Origin of the sequence: Sphingomonas sp. (genome assembly GCF_035317925.1) — a bacterium.
Classification (GTDB): Bacteria; Pseudomonadota; Alphaproteobacteria; order Sphingomonadales; family Sphingomonadaceae; genus Sphingomonas_I.
Window position 1 is genome coordinate 19,186 of record NZ_DATHFV010000083.1, and the last position, 20,748, is coordinate 39,933.

19 protein-coding genes are annotated in these 20,748 nt (G+C 66.3%); 5 read left to right on the forward strand and 14 right to left on the reverse strand.

The features are described 5' to 3' along the window. The first annotated feature begins 8 nt into the window (after nt 1-8). Both VK533_RS06240 and arsC read left to right on the forward strand, forming a co-directional pair. Nucleotides 9-674 carry an MIP/aquaporin family protein gene (locus VK533_RS06240; protein WP_324375998.1) on the forward strand — a complete coding sequence of 222 codons (666 nt, stop codon included), beginning with the start codon at nt 9-11 and terminating at the stop codon, nt 672-674. Continuing rightward, on the forward strand, nt 671-1,126 hold the full coding sequence (gene arsC, locus VK533_RS06245) for an arsenate reductase (glutaredoxin) (protein WP_324375999.1): 456 nt from the start codon (nt 671-673) through the stop codon (nt 1,124-1,126). The genes VK533_RS06240 and arsC overlap by 4 nt, the downstream gene beginning before the upstream one ends. Here the strand turns inward: arsC and VK533_RS06250 are convergent. From VK533_RS06250 to edd, 3 genes are read right to left on the reverse strand one after another with little or no spacing between them, the layout of a single operon-like run. Next, complete coding sequence (locus tag VK533_RS06250; RefSeq protein ID WP_324376000.1) at nt 1,071-1,448, reverse strand: MazG nucleotide pyrophosphohydrolase domain-containing protein; 378 nt, start codon at nt 1,446-1,448, stop codon at nt 1,071-1,073. The genes arsC and VK533_RS06250 overlap by 56 nt on opposite strands. Then, nucleotides 1,445-2,038 carry a bifunctional 4-hydroxy-2-oxoglutarate aldolase/2-dehydro-3-deoxy-phosphogluconate aldolase gene (gene eda / locus VK533_RS06255; RefSeq protein WP_324376017.1) on the reverse strand — a complete coding sequence of 198 codons (594 nt, stop codon included), beginning with the start codon at nt 2,036-2,038 and terminating at the stop codon, nt 1,445-1,447. The genes VK533_RS06250 and eda overlap by 4 nt, the downstream gene beginning before the upstream one ends. Nucleotides 2,039-2,052: 14 nt before the next feature. Continuing rightward, complete coding sequence (gene edd / locus VK533_RS06260) at nt 2,053-3,942, reverse strand: phosphogluconate dehydratase (RefSeq protein WP_324376001.1); 1,890 nt, start codon at nt 3,940-3,942, stop codon at nt 2,053-2,055. A gap of 227 nt (nt 3,943-4,169) precedes the next feature. On the opposite strand from edd, the gene VK533_RS06265 reads away from it, so the two are divergent. After that, on the forward strand, nt 4,170-5,723 hold the full coding sequence (locus tag VK533_RS06265) for an amidase (RefSeq protein ID WP_324376002.1): 1,554 nt from the start codon (nt 4,170-4,172) through the stop codon (nt 5,721-5,723). A gap of 11 nt (nt 5,724-5,734) precedes the next feature. Here VK533_RS06265 and VK533_RS06270 read toward each other — a convergent pair whose 3' ends face one another. The 11 genes from VK533_RS06270 to VK533_RS06320 form a co-directional block, all read right to left on the reverse strand. After that, nucleotides 5,735-6,307, reverse strand: coding sequence for a hypothetical protein (locus tag VK533_RS06270; RefSeq protein ID WP_324376003.1), 573 nt, complete (start codon nt 6,305-6,307; stop codon nt 5,735-5,737). 88 nt (nt 6,308-6,395) lie between these two features. Beyond that, a complete protein-coding gene (locus VK533_RS06275; protein ID WP_324376004.1) occupies nt 6,396-6,812 on the reverse strand; it encodes a hypothetical protein in 417 nt (138 codons plus the stop codon). 120 nt (nt 6,813-6,932) lie between these two features. Continuing rightward, nucleotides 6,933-8,552: a ShlB/FhaC/HecB family hemolysin secretion/activation protein gene (locus VK533_RS06280; protein WP_324376018.1), complete on the reverse strand. Its 1,620-nt coding sequence runs from the start codon at nt 8,550-8,552 to the stop codon at nt 6,933-6,935. 5 nt (nt 8,553-8,557) lie between these two features. Further along, entirely contained in the window at nt 8,558-9,094 is a 537-nt protein-coding gene (locus VK533_RS06285) for a hypothetical protein (protein ID WP_324376005.1), read from the reverse strand. Then, complete coding sequence (locus VK533_RS06290) at nt 9,091-9,513, reverse strand: hypothetical protein (protein WP_324376006.1); 423 nt, start codon at nt 9,511-9,513, stop codon at nt 9,091-9,093. The genes VK533_RS06285 and VK533_RS06290 overlap by 4 nt, the downstream gene beginning before the upstream one ends. A gap of 46 nt (nt 9,514-9,559) precedes the next feature. After that, nucleotides 9,560-10,060, reverse strand: a complete 501-nt coding sequence (locus VK533_RS06295; RefSeq protein ID WP_324376007.1) for a PilZ domain-containing protein — start codon at nt 10,058-10,060, stop codon at nt 9,560-9,562. A gap of 377 nt (nt 10,061-10,437) precedes the next feature. Further along, a complete protein-coding gene (locus VK533_RS06300; RefSeq protein WP_324376008.1) occupies nt 10,438-11,448 on the reverse strand; it encodes an alpha/beta hydrolase in 1,011 nt (336 codons plus the stop codon). A gap of 59 nt (nt 11,449-11,507) precedes the next feature. Next, on the reverse strand, nt 11,508-12,980 hold the full coding sequence (locus VK533_RS06305) for a tryptophan halogenase family protein (protein ID WP_324376009.1): 1,473 nt from the start codon (nt 12,978-12,980) through the stop codon (nt 11,508-11,510). Beyond that, complete coding sequence (locus VK533_RS06310) at nt 12,977-15,013, reverse strand: hypothetical protein (RefSeq protein WP_324376010.1); 2,037 nt, start codon at nt 15,011-15,013, stop codon at nt 12,977-12,979. Before VK533_RS06310 ends, VK533_RS06305 begins: the two co-directional genes overlap by 4 nt. A gap of 55 nt (nt 15,014-15,068) precedes the next feature. Beyond that, nucleotides 15,069-17,642 (reverse strand): TonB-dependent siderophore receptor, encoded by a 2,574-nt coding sequence (locus tag VK533_RS06315; RefSeq protein WP_324376011.1) that lies wholly within the window; start codon nt 17,640-17,642, stop codon nt 15,069-15,071. A 181-nt stretch (nt 17,643-17,823) separates the two neighbouring features. Next, nucleotides 17,824-19,608, reverse strand: a complete 1,785-nt coding sequence (locus tag VK533_RS06320) for an ABC-F family ATP-binding cassette domain-containing protein (RefSeq protein WP_324376012.1) — start codon at nt 19,606-19,608, stop codon at nt 17,824-17,826. A 99-nt stretch (nt 19,609-19,707) separates the two neighbouring features. Between VK533_RS06320 and VK533_RS06325 the strand changes: the two genes are divergently transcribed. Beyond that, entirely contained in the window at nt 19,708-20,007 is a 300-nt protein-coding gene (locus tag VK533_RS06325) for a hypothetical protein (RefSeq protein ID WP_324376013.1), read from the forward strand. An 86-nt stretch (nt 20,008-20,093) separates the two neighbouring features. Beyond that, on the forward strand, nt 20,094-20,748 hold a 655-nt coding region (locus VK533_RS06330; RefSeq protein WP_324376014.1), incomplete at its 3' end, for a response regulator transcription factor.

Genomic DNA, 20,748 nt, shown 5'->3' on the forward strand with positions numbered 1-20,748 from the left:
GGGAGCCGATGAATCTACGGCGAAGGCTGGCGGCCGAATTTGTCGGCACTGCCCTGCTGCTCGCAATCGTGATCGGTTCGGGCATCATGGGCGAGCGGCTCGCGGCCGGGAATGCGGCGGTCGCCTTGCTCGGCAACACGATCGCCACGGGTGCCGGCCTGATCGTGCTGATCCAGATATTCGGGCCGGTGTCGGGCGCACATTTCAACCCCGCCGTGACATTGGCCGCGCTGCTGGGCCGCCAGATCGATCGGCATAGCGCGCTCCTGTACGTCCTCGCTCAGTTTACGGGTGCGGTGATCGGCGCGTGGCTGGCGCATGCGATGTTCGGCGAACCCATTTTGCAGGTCTCGCACAAGCTGCGCGCCGGGCCGAGCCAAGGCCTGTCCGAATGGATCGCAACATTCGGCCTGATTGGCACCATCCTCTGCACGCAGGCCCGGCGCCCCGAAACCACGCCGGTCGCGGTCGGGCTCTATATCGTCGCGGGCTATTGGTTCACCGCCTCGACCTGTTTCGCCAATCCGGCGGTGACGGTCGCGCGCAGCCTGTCCGACACGTTCGCCGGCATCGCCCCCGCGAGCGTGCCCCTGTTCGTGGCGGCGCAGATCGTGGGCGCGCTCGCGGGCGTCGCCTTCTTCGGCTGGCTCATCAAAGAGGCGCGCGCGCAATGAACGACTTTCCGATCACCATCTATCACAATCCGGATTGCGGCACGTCGCGCAACGCGCTCGCGATGATCGAGGCGGCGGGCTATCGGCCGACCGTTATCCTGTATCGCGAGGTCGGCTGGTCCCGGCCGCAGCTGGAACAACTGCTGGCGGCGATGGAGGCGCGTCCGCGCGATGTGCTGCGCGACAAGGGTACGCCCGCTGCCGAACTCGGTTTGCTCGATCCGGCTACGCCGGACGATGCGGTCCTGGATGCGATGCTCGACCATCCGATCCTCGTGAACCGGCCAATCGTCGTCTCGCCGAAGGGGACAAAATTGTGCCGGCCGTCCGAGGCGGTGCTGGCCTTGCTCGACAGGCTGCCGACCGACTTCACCAAGGAAGACGGCGAGCGCGTGGTCAGCCCGCCTGCTGCTTCACCGACTGCCAGAGCGCTTCCATCTGATCGAGGGTGAGGCCGGGCAGGCCATTGCCGGCTTCGGCTTCCATCGCGCGGAAGCGGCGTTCGAATTTGGTGGTGGCCTGATGGAGGGCGGCTTCGGGATCGATGCCGAGCTTGCGCGCCCAGTTGACGATCGCGAACAGCAGGTCGCCGATCTCGTCGGCGCGTTCAGCCAGTGTGTCGGCCGTATCGACCTCGGTCATTTCCTCGATCACCTTGGCGCGCGCGCCGGCGGCGTCGTCCCAGTCGAAGCCGATCGCCGCCGCCAGATGCGAAATCGCATCGGCGCGGGCGAGGGCGGGCTGGTCTTCGGAAATGCCGTCGAGCGCGCTCACTTGCGCAGGGATGCGGCGGCGCGGGCGCGCGCTTCGATGCCCGCCGGATCGGGCTCGCCCGCGGGCACGAGCCAGGAGCCGCCGACGCACAAAACCGCATCGACCGCGAGCCAATCGGGCGCGGTATCGACCGTGATGCCGCCGGTCGGGCAGAAACGAACCTGATAGAAAGGCGCAGCAAGCGCCTTCAAGGCCTTGATTCCGCCCGATGTTTCGGCCGGAAAAAATTTGAAGCGGTCGAGCCCGAGATCGAGCCCGCGCATGATGTCGGCGGCGGTGGCGATGCCGGGGAGGAAGGGGATGCCGCGTTCGATCGCGGCCTTGGCGAGCGGCTTGGTCAGACCCGGGCTGACGATGAACTTGGCGCCCGCGTCGATCGCCTGATCAAGCTGCTTTTCGTTGAGCACGGTGCCCGCGCCGACGAACGAACCTTCGCATTTCGACATTTCGCGGATCACGTCGAGCGCGGCTTCGGTGCGCAAGGTCACTTCCAGCACGGGCAGGCCGCCCTTCACCAGCGCCTGCGCCATCGGCAGGCCGTGCGCCGCATCCTGGACCACCAGCACCGGGATGACCGGCGCCATCCGCATCACCTTGTCGATGTTCACGCGTCGATTTCCTCGTCTTCGATATTCTTGTCGAGCGATATGCCGTCGCCGGACATGCCTTCGCCCAGATCCTCGCACATCGCGGCGAGCAGGGCCGAGCCGCCTTGCTCGGCGGTGCTCGCGCCGTGACGCATGAAGGAGAACAGCTCGCGCCCGGTGCCGATATGCGGGCGCGGTGCCGACACCAGATCGCGCGCCGCCCACTCGGCCGCGTCGACCAGCGCGTCGAGCGTGCCGTCGTCCGCCGAGAGGCGCACGATGTCGCCGTCGCGCAGCTTGCCGAGCGGACCGCCGCCGAGCGCCTCGGGCGAGAGATGGATCGCCGCGGGCACCTTGCCCGACGCGCCCGACATGCGGCCATCGGTCACGAGCGCGACCTTGAAACCCTTGTCCTGCAGCGAACCGAGCGCGGGCGTGAGCTTGTGCAATTCGGGCATGCCGTTGGCGCGCGGCCCCTGGAAACGGACGACGACGATCACGTCGCGATGCAGCTCGCCCTTCTTGTAGGCGGCGAGCACGTCGTCCTGATCGTGGAAGATGCGGGCCGGGGCTTCGATCGTCCAGCGGGTAGGTTCGACCGCGCTGGTCTTGAAGGTTGCGCGGCCGAGATTGCCCCGCACGAGGCGCATGCCGCCGTCGGGCTGGAACGGCGCGGAGGCCGGGCGCAGCATGGAGTCGTCGCGGCTTTCGGTGACCGGCTGCCAGATCAGTTTCTCGCCATCGAGCGTCGGATCGCCGGCATAAGCGCGAATGCCACCCTGCCACACGGTCAGGATGTCGTCGTGCAGCAGCCCGGCTTCGAGCAGAGTCGAGATGACGAACGCGATGCCGCCCGCCTGGTGGAAATGGTTCACGTCGCCCGAGCCGTTGGGATAGACGCGCGCCACCAGAGGCACCGCCTGCGACAGGGCGTCGAGATCCTCCCAATCGAAGATGATGCCGGCCGCGCGCGCCATCGCGGGCAGGTGGATGGCGTGATTGGTCGAGCCGCCGGTGGCGAGCAGCCCGACCGCGGCGTTGACGATCGCTTTCTCGTCGACGCAGTGGCCGAGCGGGCGATAATCGTCGCCATCGGCGCCGATCTCGGCCAGTCGATGGACGGCGGCGCGGGTCAACTCCTGCCGCAATTTGGTGCCCGGATTGACGAAGGCGGCGCCGGGCACGTGCAGGCCCATCACCTCCATCATCATCTGGTTCGAATTGGCGGTGCCGTAGAAGGTGCAGGTGCCGGCCGAATGATAGGACGCGCTTTCGCTTTCGAGCAATTGCGCCTCGTCGGCCTTGCCCTCGGCATAAAGCTGGCGGACGCGCTGCTTTTCCTTGTTGGACAGACCCGACGGCATCGGCCCGCCCGGCACGAGGATCGCGGGCAGATGGCCGAAGCGGAGCGCGCCGATCAGCAGGCCGGGGACGATCTTGTCGCAGATGCCGAGCAAGGCCGCGCCGCCGAACATGCCGTGGCTGAGCCCGACCGCGGTCGACAGCGCGATCACGTCGCGGCTGAACAGCGACAATTCCATGCCGGGCTGGCCTTGCGTCACGCCATCGCACATCGCCGGCACGCCGCCCGCGACCTGCACCGTCGCGCCGATCTCACGCGCGAACAGCTTCATCTGTTCGGGATAACGGCCGTAGGGCTGATGCGCCGACAGCATGTCGTTATAGGAGGTGACGAGGCCGATATTCATCGCCTTCTGCGCGATGATCGCCGACTTGTCCTCGCCGGCGGCGGCGAAGCCATGCGCGAAATTGCCGCACGACAGGCGCGGGCGATCGACGCCATGCTCGCGTTCGCGATCGATCAAATCGCGATAGGCGCGGCGCGAAGCCACGGATCGCGCGATCACCCGATCGGTGACGGCGGCTATTCTTCGGTCGAGCGCCATGATCTCCAAATTGCGGGACCGCGCACTTTTTGCAACGCCAAAGCGCCTTGCCCTGTCGAAAGATTTCGCTTCGGCCGCTTTTCACGTCATTCCCGCGCGGGCGGGAATCCATAGCCCCAACCCCTAATATGGAACCGGGGCGTCAGTGATTATGGATCCCCGCCTGCGCGGGGTGACGTCAGTTTGTGTCACTTGCAGTCGGCTGCGCAAACTGCTTCGTTCCGGTCATGAAACCGATCCTCGCCCCGCTCGCCCTTCTCCTCGTCGCTGCCGCGCCCGCGCCCGACCGCTCGATCGCGCAGGTCGAATCCGATCTCGCGGCCGGGCGCACGACCTCGGTCGCGTTGGTGCAGCATTATCTGGCGCGGATCGCCGCGGTCGACAAAGCCGGACCCAAGCTGAACGCGGTGCTCGCGCTCAACCCACACGCGCTGGCGGATGCGGCGCATTCGGATGCGCTGCGCAAGGCGGGGCATGTGCGTGGGCCGCTCGAGGGCGTGCCGATCCTGATCAAGGACAATATCGACAGCGCCGATCCGATCCCGACCACGGCGGGCTCGCTCGCCTTGGCGGGCAACGTCACGCATCGCGACGCGCCGTTGATGGCGCGGCTGCGCGCGGCAGGCGCGATCCTGATCGGCAAGACCAATTTGTCCGAATGGGCCAATATGCGCTCGCCGCATTCGACCAGCGGCTGGACCGGCGTCGCCGGGCTGACGCGCAATCCTTATATTCTCGATCGTTCGGCGTGCGGATCGTCGTCGGGCACGGGCTCCGCGATCGCCGCCGGGCTGGCGGTGGCAGGGATCGGCACCGAGACCGACGGATCGGTGACCTGCCCGGCGTCGGTCGCGGCGCTGGTCGGGCTGAAGCCCACGGTCGGGTTGGTGTCGCGCACGCATGTCGTGCCGATCTCGCACAGCCAGGATACGGCGGGCCCGATGACGACGAGCGTCGCCGATACCGCGGCCTTGCTGACCGTGCTGGCGGGGACCGACTCCGCCGACGCGGCGACCGCCGAGGCGGACGCGCACAAGCAGGATTATAGGAAAGCGCTGGATGCCGGCGCGCTCAAGGGCGCGCGGATCGGCGTGCTGCGTTGGGCGATCGGGGACGAGCCGGGTACCGCCAAAGTGTTCGAGGCGGCTTTGGCCGAGCTCAAGGCGGCGGGCGCGATCCTGGTCGACGTCAAGAAACCCGCCGATCACGACAAGATGGGCGATTACGAGCAGGCGATCCTGATCACCGAGCTGAAGCAGGATCTGAACGCCTATCTCGCCTCGACGCCGTCGAACGTGACGGTGCGCGACATGGCGAGCCTGATCGCGTTCAACCGGGCGCATGCCGACAAGGAACTGCCCTGGTTCGGGCAGGAATTCTTCGAGCAGGCGCAGGCGTCGAAGGGCTATGACGACCCCGATTACAAGAAAGCCGCGTCGGAAGCGCGGCGGCTGGCGGGCGTGGACGGGATCGACAAGATGTTGGCCGATGACCATCTCGACGCCCTGGTCGCGCCAACGGGTGGGCCGTCGTGGCGGAGCGACCTGGTCGCGGGCGACCATTTCGTCGGCGGCGGCGCGGGCAATTATCCGGCGGTGGCGGGCTATCCGCACCTGACCGTGCCGATGGGGCAAGTGCACGAACTGCCGGTCGGCCTGTCCTTCATCGGCGCGAAATGGGCCGAAGCGAAGCTGATCGCGCTGGGTTATGCGTACGAACAAGCGACGCACGCGCGCCGGCTGCCGAAATATCTGCCGGCGCCGGAAACGCCGAAGCCCTGATCTCGCCGCGATCAATGCGGCTTGAGCATGGCCTCGAACATCGCCTTAGGCATCAGGTTCACATCCGCGACGGCCTGAACTCCGGCGCCACCGTCTGTGGCGTTGAAGGGCCCCTGAAGCGCGACGAGCATATATCCGTCGGGCGCCTGTTTTGCGAAGACGGTCATCGTATCGTTTAGGGTCGGGCCTTTGACCATGGTGAAACCCGTGGCCGCAAGGATGGCCTTCGCCTTGCTTTGGACCTCTTGCGCCTGGGTCGTATCCGTCAGGACAAGGTGACACGCATGCATCCGATCGCCGACCCCGACGAAGATGTTCTCAGGCTTCGACTTCAGCCGAAACCAGGTCGGGATGTTGCCGAAGTTCGCTCGGAGGGAAGGCGGGATTCCCGGCAGGGGATCGAGGAGCAGCGCGCCGGCATTTTCCGCAGTGGGGCCATGCCCGCGCGCCGTCTGAAAGCAGATATCGGGAATGGCGTTGAAGAATGCGATTGCCAGATCGGGATCGGCGGAAGAGACTTTGGTCGACGCCGGCGCCGCGCCCAACGAACAGGCCAGAAAAATTGCCGCCAGCGCGCGCCGCATATGCTCCTCCGTTCACTCGGGCCCACCCTATCCGGCGTGATCCTAACGAAGCGTTTCTGCGTAGCGGCGCGCGGCAGGGCGCCGGGCGTCAGTTCCGGGTGGGCGCGCCGCCGGTTTGCGCGAGCTTGTCGAAGCGCGAGGGCGAGACGTCGAGCAGCAGGCCGCGATCACGCTGAACGGCAAAGGCCGCGACCGGGACGCGCAGCGCCCAATGCGCCGACTTCACCACCGCGACATTGTTGTCGGCGTAGGCGATCGAGCCGATCCGGGGGCCGTAGGTCGAATAGACAACCTTGCCGACCCTGACCTGGTCCGCGCGCGCCTTGAGCTGCGGAGCGTGGCGGCCCATCGGCACGATCGCGGGCGTGCCGTAGCTGCCCCAGCCCGGGCCGCCGACGCCCAGGCCGCCAGTCCCGCCTGGCGGCGTATAGCCGGTTGTCTGGGCAAAAACCGGGCTGGTGGAAGCACACAAGATAAGCAAAGAGGACAGTGCAAGTCGCAGCATGTTTACTCTCCTTCGCCGAAGTCTTTCCCAGTTTATTCAACGATCTTTCGCCTGCCTCGCTCCGGCGTCAAGCGCGTTCGACCATTATCGAGCATTTCGGCGGCAACGTTGTGCCGAACGTCACAAGACCGATCGGATCGCGAAGAGGAGCCGCCATTTGCGGCGGTCTTCATAGAATACCGGATTGTTGAAGCCGCGCGCGGCTTCAAGCTGCAGCACGACGCGGTTGAGCACCGCCAGCCGCGCGCCGCCGCCCCACGAACCCAGATGGCTGGAGAAGCCGTCGAAGCCGGCGCGGGCGTGGGTGCGGACGTGGCCGCCGTCGACGAAGCTGTAGATTTCGCTGCCGGCGACCGACTGGGGCAGGCCAGCCGGGACCCAGGCGAATTCAGCCGAGCCGGCATAGCCGGTGTCGCCCGACAGCAAGGCGGTTTCGTAGGCGCGGCCGAATTCGTCGCCGCCGAGCGTGAATTGTTCGGTGGCGGGCAGCCGGTCGCCGGTCGCCTGCGCCGCGCCGTTGAGGCGGAGGGCGAAGGTCTTCCCGATGGCGAGATTGTCGGCGAGGCGCAGGTTGGTCTTGCGGAAATCGAGCTCCGACAGGGTCGGGTCGAACAGGTGCGCGCCGAACGCATCGAGCCCGAAGCTTTCGCTCACGCTGGCGCTGAAGGCATTGCGATCGCTGCTGATCGTGAGCGCCGAGGCGAGGCGCAGCGCGCGGCTGCGCTCGTTCGAGAAAAGCGCGCCGAGGAAGGCGTTATTGCTGTTCACGCCGTCGAGCCCGGCGCTCACCACCAGATTGGTGCGGAAGTCGCGGATCGCGGCATAGCTGATCGTGCCGCCGAGGCTGGTGGCGTGGCCGTGGATCGGGATGTCGCGCGGGCGGGTCTTGAGCCGGCCCGCGTTGACTTGCAGCGTCAGCCCGTCGGCATCGAGCGGGACCGCATAGGCGATGCTGGCCGCCTGATAATAAGGCGCGCGGATCGGCCGGGCGTAACTCAGCCGCAACTGGTCGCCGCCCGCGATCAGGCTGTTGGCGTAAAGATCGATTTCGCCCTGCGTCTTGCCGAGCAAAGCGGTGCCGCGATCGTTGAGGCCGAAGGCGAGCTGGATCGGGCGCGGCTTGGCGACCACCACCAGCCGGACCATGCCTTGCTGGTCGCCGCGTTCGAAGCTGATGTCGGGATTGAGGCCGGCGATGTCGCGGACCAGGGACACGCGCCGCTGCAGGCTGCCTTTGGCGAGCGGATGTTCACGGATCAAAGGCGCGAGCGTGTTGCCGACCAGGCGGCGCATCTTCGCACCCGCGCCGCGTACGACCACGCGCTCGATCGCGCCCTCGACCGCGGTCAGCCGCAGCACGCCGCCCGCATGATCCTGCGTCGGCACGACCAAAGTGTAGAGCGCGACGTCGGAGCGTTCGTAAATGTCCGCGAGCGCATCCACCAGGGCCTGGACCTGCGCGGCGTCGAGCGACTTGCCGAGGAACGGCGCGATGGCGGGGGCGAAGGTGCTGTCGGGCAGGCTCGATCCGTCGATCGCGACATGGGTGAGGACGAAGGGCTGGACCGATCCGGCGGCGCTGCCGCGCGGCAAATGGCCGACGGTGCGGCCGCGTCCGGCATGCGCGGCGGGGTGGCGATCGGCGCGGTCGGGCGGGACGATCGCGCTGGCGGGGCCGCTTTGCGCATGGACCGGCAAGGCCGCCAGCGCCCAGGCGGCGATCGCAAGCCCGACCCGCATATTCGTCAATGGCGGACGCGCAAGGCGGTGCCGACGGTCGCGAGCAGGCCGCTATCGACACTGATCGCGGGCACCAGCGGCCGGAGAACGGTGGTCCTGGCGGTCCCGAGCAAAGGCCCGGCCGTGACCAGCGCGCCTCCGCCGGCGGGGGCGACGGTGACGGTCGCGGCGGTGGGGGCGAGCGGCGCCAATGCGACATTCGCCGCGGTTACGGGGAGCGCGGCGTTGAGGGAGGCCGATCCTTGCCCGGCCGTTAGCCGGACCGAAACGGGCAGCAGTGCGTTGCCGCCGACCGCCTCCAGACCGGCCACATTGCCATCGGTGCGTTCGGCGAGCGCTTCGACGGTGCCGTCGTCGCGCGCGGCGACGTCGCGGCCGCCCTGATCGTCGACCACATAACTGAGCGGCGCGGTCGCGAGCGACAGGCTCGATCCCGCCGCGCACGCACCGAGCAAAGCGGGCAGGAGGATCGCGACGGCGAATGCCGCCGGAAAGCGCAACTGGCCTTCCGGCGGCATTTCATCCGGGGTTTCCGGCCTCAATGGGGGACCTTGGTGGTCGCCGTGCCGGCCGCGTCCTGCGCGCCGGTCAATACCGGCTTCTGGGTCGGGTTGCGGACCGAGGCACTGTTGGGGCTGTTATAGCCGCCCTTGCCGTCGACGCCGAGCAAGCGCGCATTGTTCGCGACGCTGACCGAGCCCTTCGAGCCGAAATGCTGGACCTGGCCCGAACCGGCGCCGACGCCGAGCGCGGGCTGGCCCTTACCGGACACGGTGGCGACAGACTGGCCCTGCTTGGTGCCGGTGCCGACGCCCGCGCCGACCAGCTTCTGGTTGGTCCGCACATTGACGGCGTTATCGGTGGCCTTGGTCGGGGCGGGCGCGGCCTGCGCGGCGCGGACGAAGCCGGAGCAGGCGAGCATACCGACGGCGATGAGTTCGGTTCGGGTTAGAGTACGCATTGTCTTTCTCCACGACATACCCCCCGATTGGCGAACCGCGTCTCCCTCAGCGAGCGAGCGCAAAGATGAGAGCGGCGGGGATCATCCAGCACAGCGAAGCCGCGGCGAGGATGATGGTCAGGCGCGCGCGGCGCGACAGGCCGGTTCGCCCCGACGGATCCGTCTGGGGCGGGAAAGGCACATAATAAGGGCGGGTTAAGCTGTCCGCGTCGGACAGGGACGCGAACGGCGCCCACACCACCTTGGCGCTGGTCAGCTTTTGGCGGACCTGCGCCGCCGGAATCGGCGTGACGAACTGGCAATCGTAGAAGACACCGTCGCGCCAGATGACATGAGCGGCGTGCGGGCCGAGATCGCTGATATCGACCGTCACCTCGGCTCCGATCTCAAGCTCGTCGCGGGATTCGATCAGCAGGCCTTCGGGGGAGAGGTTGTGAATGATGACATGATGCAGATGCGAACTGAGGCTGGCCGCAAGATGCGTCCGGCTGCGGGAAACCGGCAGATCCGGCGTCGGGTCGTCATATAATTTTGCGCTAAACGGCATCAGCATTACCCGGGGTAAAGATCAGTTACTTCTCAATAACGATCGCCCGTTTTGCAGGTTCCCGTTGTGCGGATGCTAGCAATAGGTTGAATATTAACCTTATTTCTTCTTGATGCCTCTCTCGCCCGCAAGCTCAACCGATTTTGTGCACTGCAGAAAACAACCGGAATGAATTAAAAGCTCAAGCGACAGGAGCCATTAAGCTGGCGGGGCGGGGTGATCCGGCGGCGCGAGCCGGGATCAGCATTTGGCCGGTCTGGAGTCTGATCGTTATCGGTGGAAGCGCCAGGCGCTTCCGTCGATGACGTGAATCAGGCTCTATTCAAATGGTTGAGACCTTGATTCACGACCCAGGCGAAGCCTGGATCGATCAAGGTCTAGCGGGGATAATCCCGCCACAACCATACCAGCGCGTCGGGCAGGGTCTGCATGGTGACGTTGTTGTCCACATGGACCGCGTCCTTCGCCCAGACGTAGCAATAGTCATAGCCCTTGGCCTTGAGCGCGGCGGCCATGCGGTCGTTCGCCATCGGCCAATTGTGGAAGGTCTCTGCCGGATCGTCCCAGTGCAGATCCTTCTCGCCGACCTCCATCCAGATCCGGATCGGCTTGCGCGGGCTCTCGGGGATCAGGTGCGCGTGATAGTCCCAGGCGCCTTCGGGCGTGGCGGGGTCGGCGGGAGCGGCCTGGTTCACGAACGTGCCCGAGTAGGACAGCACCTTGTGATACCATTCAGGGTGGTACCAGGCCATGCTGAACGCCGCCGCCGCGCCCGAGCTGCCGCCCATCGTCGCGCGGCCATCGGGATCATGCGTGAAGCGCACGCCATAGAGCTGCGTTACGCGCGGCAGGACTTCGGTCTCGACGAATTCGGCGTAGCGGCCCGACATCGTGTCATATTCGAGCCCGCGTTCGGAGCCCTGCGCGTCGCCGCCGCCCGACTGGATCAGCACCGCGACGATCTGGGGCACGCGATGCTGCGCGATCAGGCTGTCGAGTGCGGCGGCGACGCGCGCGACGTAGCCGCTGCCGTCCTGAACGACGAGCAAAGGCGCCTCGGTGCCCGGCTGATAGCCGGCGGGGATGTAGACATAGACTTCGCGCCGATAGGGCGCGGCTTCGGATTCCTGCGCGAACGGCGCGGCGATGCGATTGCCATGGGCATCGCGGCGGCGGGTGGTGTCGTTGTCGAGCTGGCGGATGCCGGGAAAGATGCGACTCTCGGCCGAAGTCATGATGAAGCTGTGGAGCGTGCCTTTGGGCTGGCCCGGCTGCGCGGCCATTTCGGGCGCGTCCTTGTAGGGCGGGGCGATGCGGGTTTCGTTCGGCCCTTCGGCGTGGACGCTGGTGGCAAGCGTCAAAGCGGCCAGGATCAGGACCTTGTTCACGGCATCTCTCCCCCATTCGGGAACAGCCTGCCAGATTTATCGGCGGAAGCCGAGAGAAGTCAGGGCAGCTTAGGGATTTGCGCGGCCGACTGGGCGATCGCGGCGCGTACCGCGTCCAGATGCTGGAGATTGGCGGCGTCGGAACCCGCATCGAGCATCGGATTATAATCGGCGGCGCGGATGCCCTGGCCGGTCATCACCGCGAACCAGCTCGCATCGCGAAACAGGTCTTCGGGGGCGAGCATGATCCGGCCCGAAGCGCGGAACTGATCGATCTTATATTGGAGCGCATCGGGCAGCGGCGTGGTCTGGCAGTGACGCCACATCGGCTCGGTTCGTCCCTGCGTGAAGTGATAATGCATGATGACGAAGTCGCGCACATCCTCCGCCTCGCGCCGGAAGATGCGGTTAAATTGCTCGGCCAGCAGAGGATCGCAGCCGGCGCGCGGGAAGAGCGAGAGCAATTTGCCGATGCCGGTCTGGATCAGGTGGATGCTGGTCGATTCCAAGGGTTCGAGGAAGCCGCTCGACAGGCCGATCGCGACGACATTGCCGATCCAGGCGCGCTTGCGGCGGCCGGGCGTGAAGCGGATCAGGCGCGGTTCGGCGCTGGGCTCGCCGATCGCGGCGAGCAACGTCTCGCGCGCGGCGTCCGGCGTCTGGAAGCGGCTCGAGAAGACATAGCCGTTGCCGACGCGATGCTGGAGCGGGATGCGCCAGCGCCAGCCGGCTTCCTGCGCGAAAGCGCGGGTGTAAGGCGGCGCGGCCTGTTCGACCGGGGTGGGGGCGGCCCAAGCGCCGTCGCAGGGCAGCCAGTCCGACCAGCTTTCATAGCCCGCCTGCAGCTTTTCCTCGATCAGCAGGCCGCGCAGGCCGGAGCAATCGATGAACAGCTCGCCCGCCAGCCGGTCGCCCTTGTCGGTGGTGAGGCTGCGGACGAAGCCGCTCTCGCCATCCTGCTCGACCTCGGCGACCTTGCCCTCGAACCGGCGCACGCCGCGCGCTTCGGCCTGCGTGCGCAGATACGCCGCATAAAGGCCGGCATCGAAGTGGAAGGCATAGCCGAGCGTGGACAATAAGGAGCGGGGATCGCTCGCCGGCCGCGCGAAACGGCGCGCGCGCGCGAGCTGGGTGGTGAGCGAATAAGGCTCGGGCGAAGCGTCGAGCCCGCCGAGCCAGGCGCGGATCAGCCGATGCGGCGCCATGACCGCATCGCCCGGCGCACCATAGGTACCGAACGGGTGGAAATAGGTGTGGCCGTCGCCCTGCCAGCCGTGGAATTCGATGCCGAGCTTGTAGGTCGCGCGGGTGGCGGCCATGAAATCGGCCTCGTCCAGCCCGACGAGCTGGTTGAACCAGTGGATGGTGGGGATGGTGGCCTCGCCCACGCCGATCGTGCCGATCGCGTCGGATTCGACGAGGCTGATGGCGATCCCGCTATTCTGGAGCGCCTGGGACAGGGCCGCCGCGGTCATCCATCCCGCCGTGCCCCCGCCGAGGATGACGACGTTGCGGATCGGTTCGTGGCTCATCGGTTAAGGCATCCCACGCCAAATGCGGGCCGGTGCAGCGCCAGATAGACGGTGCTCCACAATTGGGCGGCGTTGGATTCGTCGACATCCGCGCCATTCGCGCCGAACGGGACGATGCGATAGCCGCCCTGGTCATAATGCCACGACCAGAGTTCGGAGCTCTGCACGCTGCGCGTCGCGTCGATCGCGCGCCACAGGCCGTTTTCGGCGGCGCGCAGCCGGCGGCAGGTGGCGACGGGAAGATCCGTCCGCTCAAGCTGGCGCCGCAGCCCGGCCGCGGCCAGCGCCTGATGCCAGGACCAGATCACGGTGCCGTGATAGGCGTTGGGGCTGAAGCGTTTCTGCAGCGCAGGCGGCGCGAACACCGGATTGGCGACGAGCAGGCCCGCGCCGGTCATCAGCCCGGCCGGGAAGGGGCGGTCGATCGTATCGGCCGCGATCTCCAGCGCGTCGGGCGCGAGGTTGCCGAACAGCAAGGCGAAGCCTTCGTCCGAATTGAGGATCGGGACCGGCTTGCCCGCTTTGTCGAGCGCGATCGCGTGATAGCGGATCGGGCGATGATCCATCGCGGCCAAAGCAGGGGCGGCGGGGACGCCTTGCGCCCGCGCATAACGTTCGATCGCGGGCCGGGCGGCGGCGGGCGTGACCGTCTGCAGGAACAGGGGCGGCGCCCGATCGCGCCACGCTTTGGCGATGCGCGGCAGATCGTCCAGCAGCGCGCGATCATTGGGGACGAGGAACGGGTCGAGCAGGCCGGCGCGGTTGAGCGCCTCGATCGCGTCCAGCGCCGCCGGCACGAGGATCGCGTTGACGTCATAGGGGTAGCGGCCGCCGCCGAGCCCGTCATTGCTGTCGCGCCATTCGCCCGCATCCATGCCGGGCTTCAACGAGACGAGATTGTCCCAGCGCGGCGTGTCGGCGAAGGCCTGCGCATGCCTGATCACGAAGCGGAGATTGGTGATCAGCGCGTCGCCCATTCGCCGGTCGCCATTGGTCTGGCCGAGGAAGCCGACCGCGCGCGCCTGACCTCTCTTGTCGTCGATCAGCCACGCCCGCGCGACCGGCGCGAGCAGGAAGGGGCTGTCGATCATGTTGTAATTGAAGGTCGGCGCGTCCGATTTGCCTTCGCCCGCGCGCATATGATCGAGCACGGCGAATTCACCGATATCCTCCTCATGCGCGACATTGCCGTCGGGGGAGAGGCGCTCGAACACGGATCGCAGCCCGGTCTCGACCGCCTCGGGTTTGAGCGCGGGCATCAGCAGCCGCACCGACATCAGGGTGTCGCGTCCGAAATAGGTGTTGAACCGCCACGAGCCGGCCATGAACTTCTGGCGATAGCTCAGGAATTGCAGCGCGGCGCGTGCGCCGGGATCTTTCGCCGCTTCGCTGGTCAGCAGGCCGCCGGAGGGGAAGGGGGCCAAGGGGATTTCGCCGGTCAGCGCGGTGACGGTGAGCGTTATGGCACCGTCCGCGCCGGCGGCGATCGTGTCGTCCGTCAATGTGCCTTGCTCGACCTTCACCGCCAGCCGGTAGCCGGGTGCGCCGTCGAGCCGGTCGCGCGCCCAGACGAGGGATTTGCCCTCGGTCCGCGCCGGCACCAGAACTTCCGGCGGCGCCTTGCCGAGCGCCTGATAGTCGCGCAGCACGCGGACGCTCGACAGCACCGCCTGGCGCACCGCGAGCCGGGGCGTATGGATCGTCGCGCGGAAGGTCACGCCGCGGAGCGTGCGGTCCTGATCGTCCTTGGCCAGGGTCGGACGGGGCGTCCCGGTCATCGTCCAGTCGGCGGAGTGGCCTACCGGCGCGAACCAGAGGCCCACGCCGCTATTGCCGGCAGGAAAGGCGACGATCAGCCGGGGATCGGTGCCCGAGCGCAGCACGACATGCGCCGCCACCGCGCCCTGCTGGACGAAGCTGTTGAGATTGAGTCCTTCGCGCCGCGTTTCCATGCGCGATCCCGGCGCGGCCCAAGCCGAGCCGGCCAGCATGGCGACCAGCGCGAGCCCCGCCACGGTGCGAACCAGGGTCATAGGCCTCCCCATAAGCAGTGGGCGGCCGGGCGCGAAGTCCCGGCCGCCGCTGCCATCACATCTTGAACGTGAGCGTCGCGAGTGCGTTCCGCCCGGCGATCGCACGGCCGTAGAAGAAGCCGTTGACGATCGTCTGGGTCTGGCCCTGGCGCGGATTGCCTTCGGTGAAGCCCTTCACGTTGGTGAGGTTGTCGACGCTGACGCCCAGGCTGATCTGGTGGGTCAGGTTCACGTTCGTGCCGACCGTGAACACATTATAGCTGGGCAAAGCGATGCCGTTGCCGGAATCGGCAAAGACCTTCCCGATATATTTCCAGCGTCCGTAAACCTCACCCAGGCCATTGGGCAGACTAAAGGTCGGTGTGACCGTCAGCAGCTTCTTGGGCGTGCGTTCGGGCGTGTTGCCTTCATATTGCGGCTGGGCAACCCCGTCGAAGCGCAGATCGTGCAGCTTCGGATCCTGATAGACCCCGCTGATATCGACGCTGAAGAAGCTGACGGGCTTGATCGTCGCGTCGAGCTGGATGCCGTTGGTCTTGTTGTTGGCCAGCGCGTTGGCGGCGTTGGCCGGATCGTCCGGATTGATGAACTGGTAGGACTGGTTCTTGAAGATCGTGCGGAAGCCGACCAGCGACGCGGTCAGCCCGCGCGTCTGGAAGCGTACGCCGCCTTCGTACAGGGTCAGATCGGTCGGCTTGTGCACGCCGCCGGTGTCGCCGCCATTGGTCTGGAAGCCCTTGGCGCCGCGCACATAGAGCGACAGATTGTGCGTCAGCTCGTAGTTGATGCCCGCGGTATAAGCGGTGTCCTCGAAGCTGCCCGAGGTGTGCGTATAGGTGCCGTCGAACGTACTGCCGACATCCTGCGCCAGACCCGGCGTGCCCGCTGGCACCGGCGCGTTCACCGCGGCGGTGTTGCCGATATTGACCCCGACATCCTCCCATTCGTGACGCGCGCCGAAGTCGATGTGGAGCTTGTCGCCGATCTTCAGTTCGTCGTTGAAATAGGTCGAATAGGATTTGACGTGGTCGTTGAAGATGCCCTGGCCCCAATTGCCATAGTTCAGCATGCCATCGTTGGTAAGCTGACCGAGCACGCCGCCGGCGGCATTGAGCGCGACCAGATCGTAGATGTGCGAATTGTTGGTCACGTCGTTGAGCAGGGTTGAGACCGCCGACTGATCGTTGTGGCGGCGCACGTCATAATACATGACGCCGACGGTCAGCGAATTGTCGACATTGGCGCCGTGCGTGTCCCATTTCAGCCCGGCGTCGGTGCCGAAATCCTTGGTCGCCAGCGTCTGGTGGTTGAGCACGGTCTGCTGGAGCAGGCCGTTGCCGTTGAGGGCATTGAGCGCGGCCACGTTGGAGGCGGGGATCAAGGTGCCGGTTCGCGTATCGCGCAGCCCGAACTGGGTCGTGCCGGGGAAGGCGGCCGCACCCGCCGTCAGCGTGCTATCGATCGGCGACACGCCCGGCGTCAGATAATCGACCGCCGAGGCCAGGCCGGCGGTACCCGATCCGCTGCCGGGAAAGATGCCGTTGAAGTCATATTTGCCGTCGAGATAGCGGGCGTGGCCGAACAGGGTCAGCCCCTCGGTGACCGGCTTTTCGATATCGATCCGGTAGGTATTCGACGTCGTGCGAATGCCGCGGTCGCCGCGGAAGGTGCGGATCGCATTGCCGGTGGCGGGCGAATCCGGCACGTCGATGCTGGCGAAGCCCTCGCCCAATATGTTGTCGCGCTTCAGGTTGAGGCCGGGAATGCTGCTGATCTTGCCGCTCGTACTCACCGCGAACGGCATGTCGGCATAATAAGGATCACGCTCGTCGCGGCGCTGGTAGCCGATGCGGATATAGCCGTCGTCGCCCAATTTCTGCTCAAGCGAACCTTTGACCTGGTAGCTGTTGTAGCGAAACGGCGATTTGCGCTGGCCTTCCTGCGACCAGTAATAGCCGCTCAGATTGAAGGCGAGGCGATCGGTGATCGGGGCCGAGACATAGGCGTCGGCGCGATAGTCCTTGTAGGTCGTGCCGCTCACGCGTGCCAAGGCGACGACCTTGTCGAAGCTGGGCTTCATCGAGATGAAGTTGATCGTCGCGCCCGCGCCGTTGGGGGCTAGTACGCCCGACGTGCCGCCTTCGACCGCTTCCATACGATCGATCGACAGATCCTGCTGGAAATAGAAGTCGGCGCCGCCGCCGCCATAGAGGATCGGCATGCCGTCCTCTTCGAGCGTGATGAAGGTCTGCGCGCCCCCACGCAGGCCACGCACCGAATAATTGTTCGACGCCGGACCGGCGGTGCCCTCGACGTAGATGCCTGGGACCAGTTCGAGCGTTTCGGCGACCGAACGCGGCGCTTTGCGCTGGAGATCGGCGGCGTTGGCGAGCGTCACGTTGGACGAGGAGTTGAACAAAGTCCGCTTGCCGGACGTGTTGCCGGTGATCACGATCTCCTGCAGCGAGGACTCATCCGCCGGCTGGGCCGCCGGATCGGTCGGCGCCGCGGCGGATGGGGCTGCGGGCGTGGCGGCGGGGGCGGTGGCCCCCGATTGCTGCGCGAGCGCCGGTGCGCATACGAACATTGCGCTACCGGCGAGCAGCGTGAATTTTGGTAATCTGGTCAATGCGACCTCCCGTGGGTGTTCCCCTGTGGGAGGCCGAAAGCCGGAAACCTGTAACCGGTTCCTCAGCTTATCGCATGTTAGGCCGCCGTGGCTTTAGGGCAACATTCCTGTCCTTTTGGTACGCCCCCGAAACCAATTGACCGGTAATGCCCAGATCCATGATTTTATGGGCTTAACCAGCTCAGGTGGTCAGATTCTCCGCCATCTCGGCCAGTTCCAGCCAGCGCAGCTCGGCAGCGTCGCGGTCGGTGCGGGCCTTTTCGATCGCCTTCATCAGCTGGTCGAATTTCTTCGGGTCGCGCATGTAGAGATTGGGATCGGCCATCGCCGCCGTGTCGCGGGCGATGGCGGCCTCGAACTTCTCGATTTCCTTGGGCAGCAGATCGAGATCGCGCTGGTCCTTGTAGGACAGTTTGGCGCGCGGCTTGGCCGGAGGGGCGGGTGCCGCGCTCTTTGATCCCGACGCGCCGCGCAGTTCGGGCCGAGGGCCGCGCTGCTTGACCCAATCGGCGTAGCCGCCGGCGACGATGTCGATCTTGCCCGATCCGTCGAGGCCGAGCGTCACCGTGACGGTGCGATCGAGGAAGTCGCGGTCGTGGCTGACGATCAGGACGGTGCCGTCATAGTCCGAGATCACCTCCTGCAGCAGGTCGAGCGTTTCGAGGTCGAGATCGTTGGTCGGTTCATCGAGCACGAGCAAATTGGAGGGGCGGGCGAATTCGCGCGCGAGCAGCAGGCGCGAGCGTTCGCCGCCGGAGAGCGTGCCGATGCGCGCATCGACCATATTCGGATCGAACAGGAATTCCTTGAGGTAGCCGTGAATGTGCTTGCGGACGCCGAGCACGTCGATCCACTCGCCACCATCGGCGAGGATGTCGCGCACGCGCTTGTCGGGCTCCATCATCTTGCGCTGCTGATCGATGATCACGCTGTCCAGGGTTTTGGCGAGTTTGACGCGACCCTCGTCGGGCGCGAGCTCGCCGGTCAGCAATTTGAGCAGGGTGGTCTTGCCCGCGCCGTTGGAGCCGACCACGCCGATGCGGTCGCCGCGCGTCACGCGGAAGCTGAAGTCGCGGACGATGGTGCGATCGCCGAAGCGCTTGGTGACGTGCTCGGCGTCGATCACGACCTTGCTGCGCGCATCGTCGCTGGCGGTAACGAGCTTGGCGGTGCCCTGCGGGCTGATCATCGCGGCGCGTTGCGCGCGCATCTCCATGAGCTTGGCCTTGCGGCCTTCGTTGCGCGCGCGCCGTGCGGTGACGCCGCGCAACAGCCAATGCTCCTCGATCTTGAGCTTGGCCTCGAGCCGCTGCGCGTTGCGCGCTTCCTCCTCATAGACCTGCTCGGTCCACGCTTCGAATCCGCCGAAGCCGATCTCGGCGCGGCGCATCGACCCGCGATCGAGCCATAAGGTGCTCTTGGTCAGGCGGGTGAGGAAGGTGCGGTCGTGGCTGATGACGACGAACGCGCCGCGGAAACGGCCGAGCCATTCCTCAAGCCAGTCGATCGCGGCGAGATCGAGATGGTTGGTCGGCTCATCGAGGAACAGGACGTCAGGATCCTGCGCGAGCGCGCGGGCAATGGCGGCACGGCGGCGCTCGCCGCCGCTGGCGGTGTCGGCTTCGCGGCCGAGATCGATGCCGAGCTGGTCGGCGATCGCCTCGACCTCGTGCAAGGCGGGCGCGTCGTCGCCGTGCAGCGCCCAGTCCCGGAGCGTCGGATAGCCCGTGACCTGCGGATCCTGTTCGAGCAGCACGACCTTCGTGCCGGGCACGATCGTGCGGCGGCCCTCGTCGGCGTCGATCCGGCCGGCGAGCAGGCGGAGCAGGGTGGTCTTGCCCGCGCCGTTGCGGCCGATCAAAGCCAGCCGGTCGCGCGGCTGCAGATGCAGGTCGATGTGCCGGAACAGCCAGCCGGAGCCCTGGACGACTCCCAGATCTTCATAAGCAAGGATAGGTGCGGCCATGACACGCCAATGAGGGGGAAGGGGGATAAGCCGGCGGAACGATATGGACGCGCGCGACATTCACTGCCTATTCAAGCGGCAGACTCCATGCAACAGCCCATGCTGATGAAGATTTTTGCCGCGGCCTGTATTGTCGGCATCACGTTCGCGCCGACGGCCGACGCACGCCGCGTGCGCGATCAGGATCGCGCCTTCGCCGCGCGCCAGGCAGGGCAGATCATGCCGCTCCACGAGATTGAGGGACGGATCGTGCCACGCATGCCGGGGTGCGATTATCTCGGGCCGGAATTCGACGCGAATTCAGGCGTCTACCGCCTGAAGTTCATGCGTGGCGGATCGGTCATCTATGTCGATGTGGATGGCCGCAACGGACAGATCATCGGCCGGTCGGGGCATTAAGCGGCCTTGCAGCGGCTCAAACTTCCCACATATTCGTTACGCTGGCGATCACGTCACCGCTGCGGTGACCCGAAATGGAGAATCTGATGCGCGTGCTGATCGTTGAGGATGAGCCCAATCTGGGCCGCCAGCTGCGGGCGACTTTGGAAGGCGCTGGCTATGCGATCGACCTTGCGACCGATGGCGAGGACGGCCATTATCTCGGCTCGACCGAGAATTATGACGCGGTCGTGCTCGATCTCGGTTTGCCGGAGATCGACGGCCTGACCGTGCTCGATCGCTGGCGGCGCGAGGGCAAGGACATGCCGGTGCTGGTGCTGACCGCGCGCGACAGCTGGTCGGACAAGGTGGCGGGGCTCGATGCGGGCGCCGACGATTATCTCGCCAAGCCGTTCCAGACCGAGGAATTGATCGCGCGGCTGCGCGCGCTGATCCGCCGTGCATCGGGCAACAGCTCGTCCGAACTGATCGCGGGCGACATCCGCCTGGACACGCGATCGGGCAAGGTCACCAAGGATGGCGAGCCGGTTAAACTCACCGCACAGGAGTATAAGCTCCTGTCCTATCTGATGCATCACAAGGGCAAGGTGGTGAGCCGCACCGAGCTGATCGAACATATCTACGATCAGGACTTCGACCGTGATTCCAATACGATCGAAGTGTTTGTCACGCGCATCCGCAAAAAGCTCGGCCCCGACGTGATCACCACTATTCGCGGTCTCGGCTACAGTCTCGAAGAGC

Coding starts and splice junctions, on each gene's coding strand:
- VK533_RS06240 (WP_324375998.1), top strand. CDS start 9: ATGAATCTACGGCGAAGGCTGGCGGCCGAATTTGTCGGCACTGCCCTG.
- arsC (WP_324375999.1), top strand. CDS start 671: ATGAACGACTTTCCGATCACCATCTATCACAATCCGGATTGCGGCACG.
- eda (WP_324376017.1), bottom strand. CDS start 2,038: ATGCGGATGGCGCCGGTCATCCCGGTGCTGGTGGTCCAGGATGCGGCG.
- edd (WP_324376001.1), bottom strand. CDS start 3,942: ATGGCGCTCGACCGAAGAATAGCCGCCGTCACCGATCGGGTGATCGCG.
- VK533_RS06265 (WP_324376002.1), top strand. CDS start 4,170: ATGAAACCGATCCTCGCCCCGCTCGCCCTTCTCCTCGTCGCTGCCGCG.
- VK533_RS06270 (WP_324376003.1), bottom strand. CDS start 6,307: ATGCGGCGCGCGCTGGCGGCAATTTTTCTGGCCTGTTCGTTGGGCGCG.
- VK533_RS06275 (WP_324376004.1), bottom strand. CDS start 6,812: ATGCTGCGACTTGCACTGTCCTCTTTGCTTATCTTGTGTGCTTCCACC.
- VK533_RS06280 (WP_324376018.1), bottom strand. CDS start 8,552: ATGCGGGTCGGGCTTGCGATCGCCGCCTGGGCGCTGGCGGCCTTGCCG.
- VK533_RS06290 (WP_324376006.1), bottom strand. CDS start 9,513: ATGCGTACTCTAACCCGAACCGAACTCATCGCCGTCGGTATGCTCGCC.
- VK533_RS06295 (WP_324376007.1), bottom strand. CDS start 10,060: ATGCCGTTTAGCGCAAAATTATATGACGACCCGACGCCGGATCTGCCG.
- VK533_RS06305 (WP_324376009.1), bottom strand. CDS start 12,980: ATGAGCCACGAACCGATCCGCAACGTCGTCATCCTCGGCGGGGGCACG.
- VK533_RS06310 (WP_324376010.1), bottom strand. CDS start 15,013: ATGACCCTGGTTCGCACCGTGGCGGGGCTCGCGCTGGTCGCCATGCTG.
- VK533_RS06320 (WP_324376012.1), bottom strand. CDS start 19,608: ATGGCCGCACCTATCCTTGCTTATGAAGATCTGGGAGTCGTCCAGGGC.
- VK533_RS06325 (WP_324376013.1), top strand. CDS start 19,708: ATGCTGATGAAGATTTTTGCCGCGGCCTGTATTGTCGGCATCACGTTC.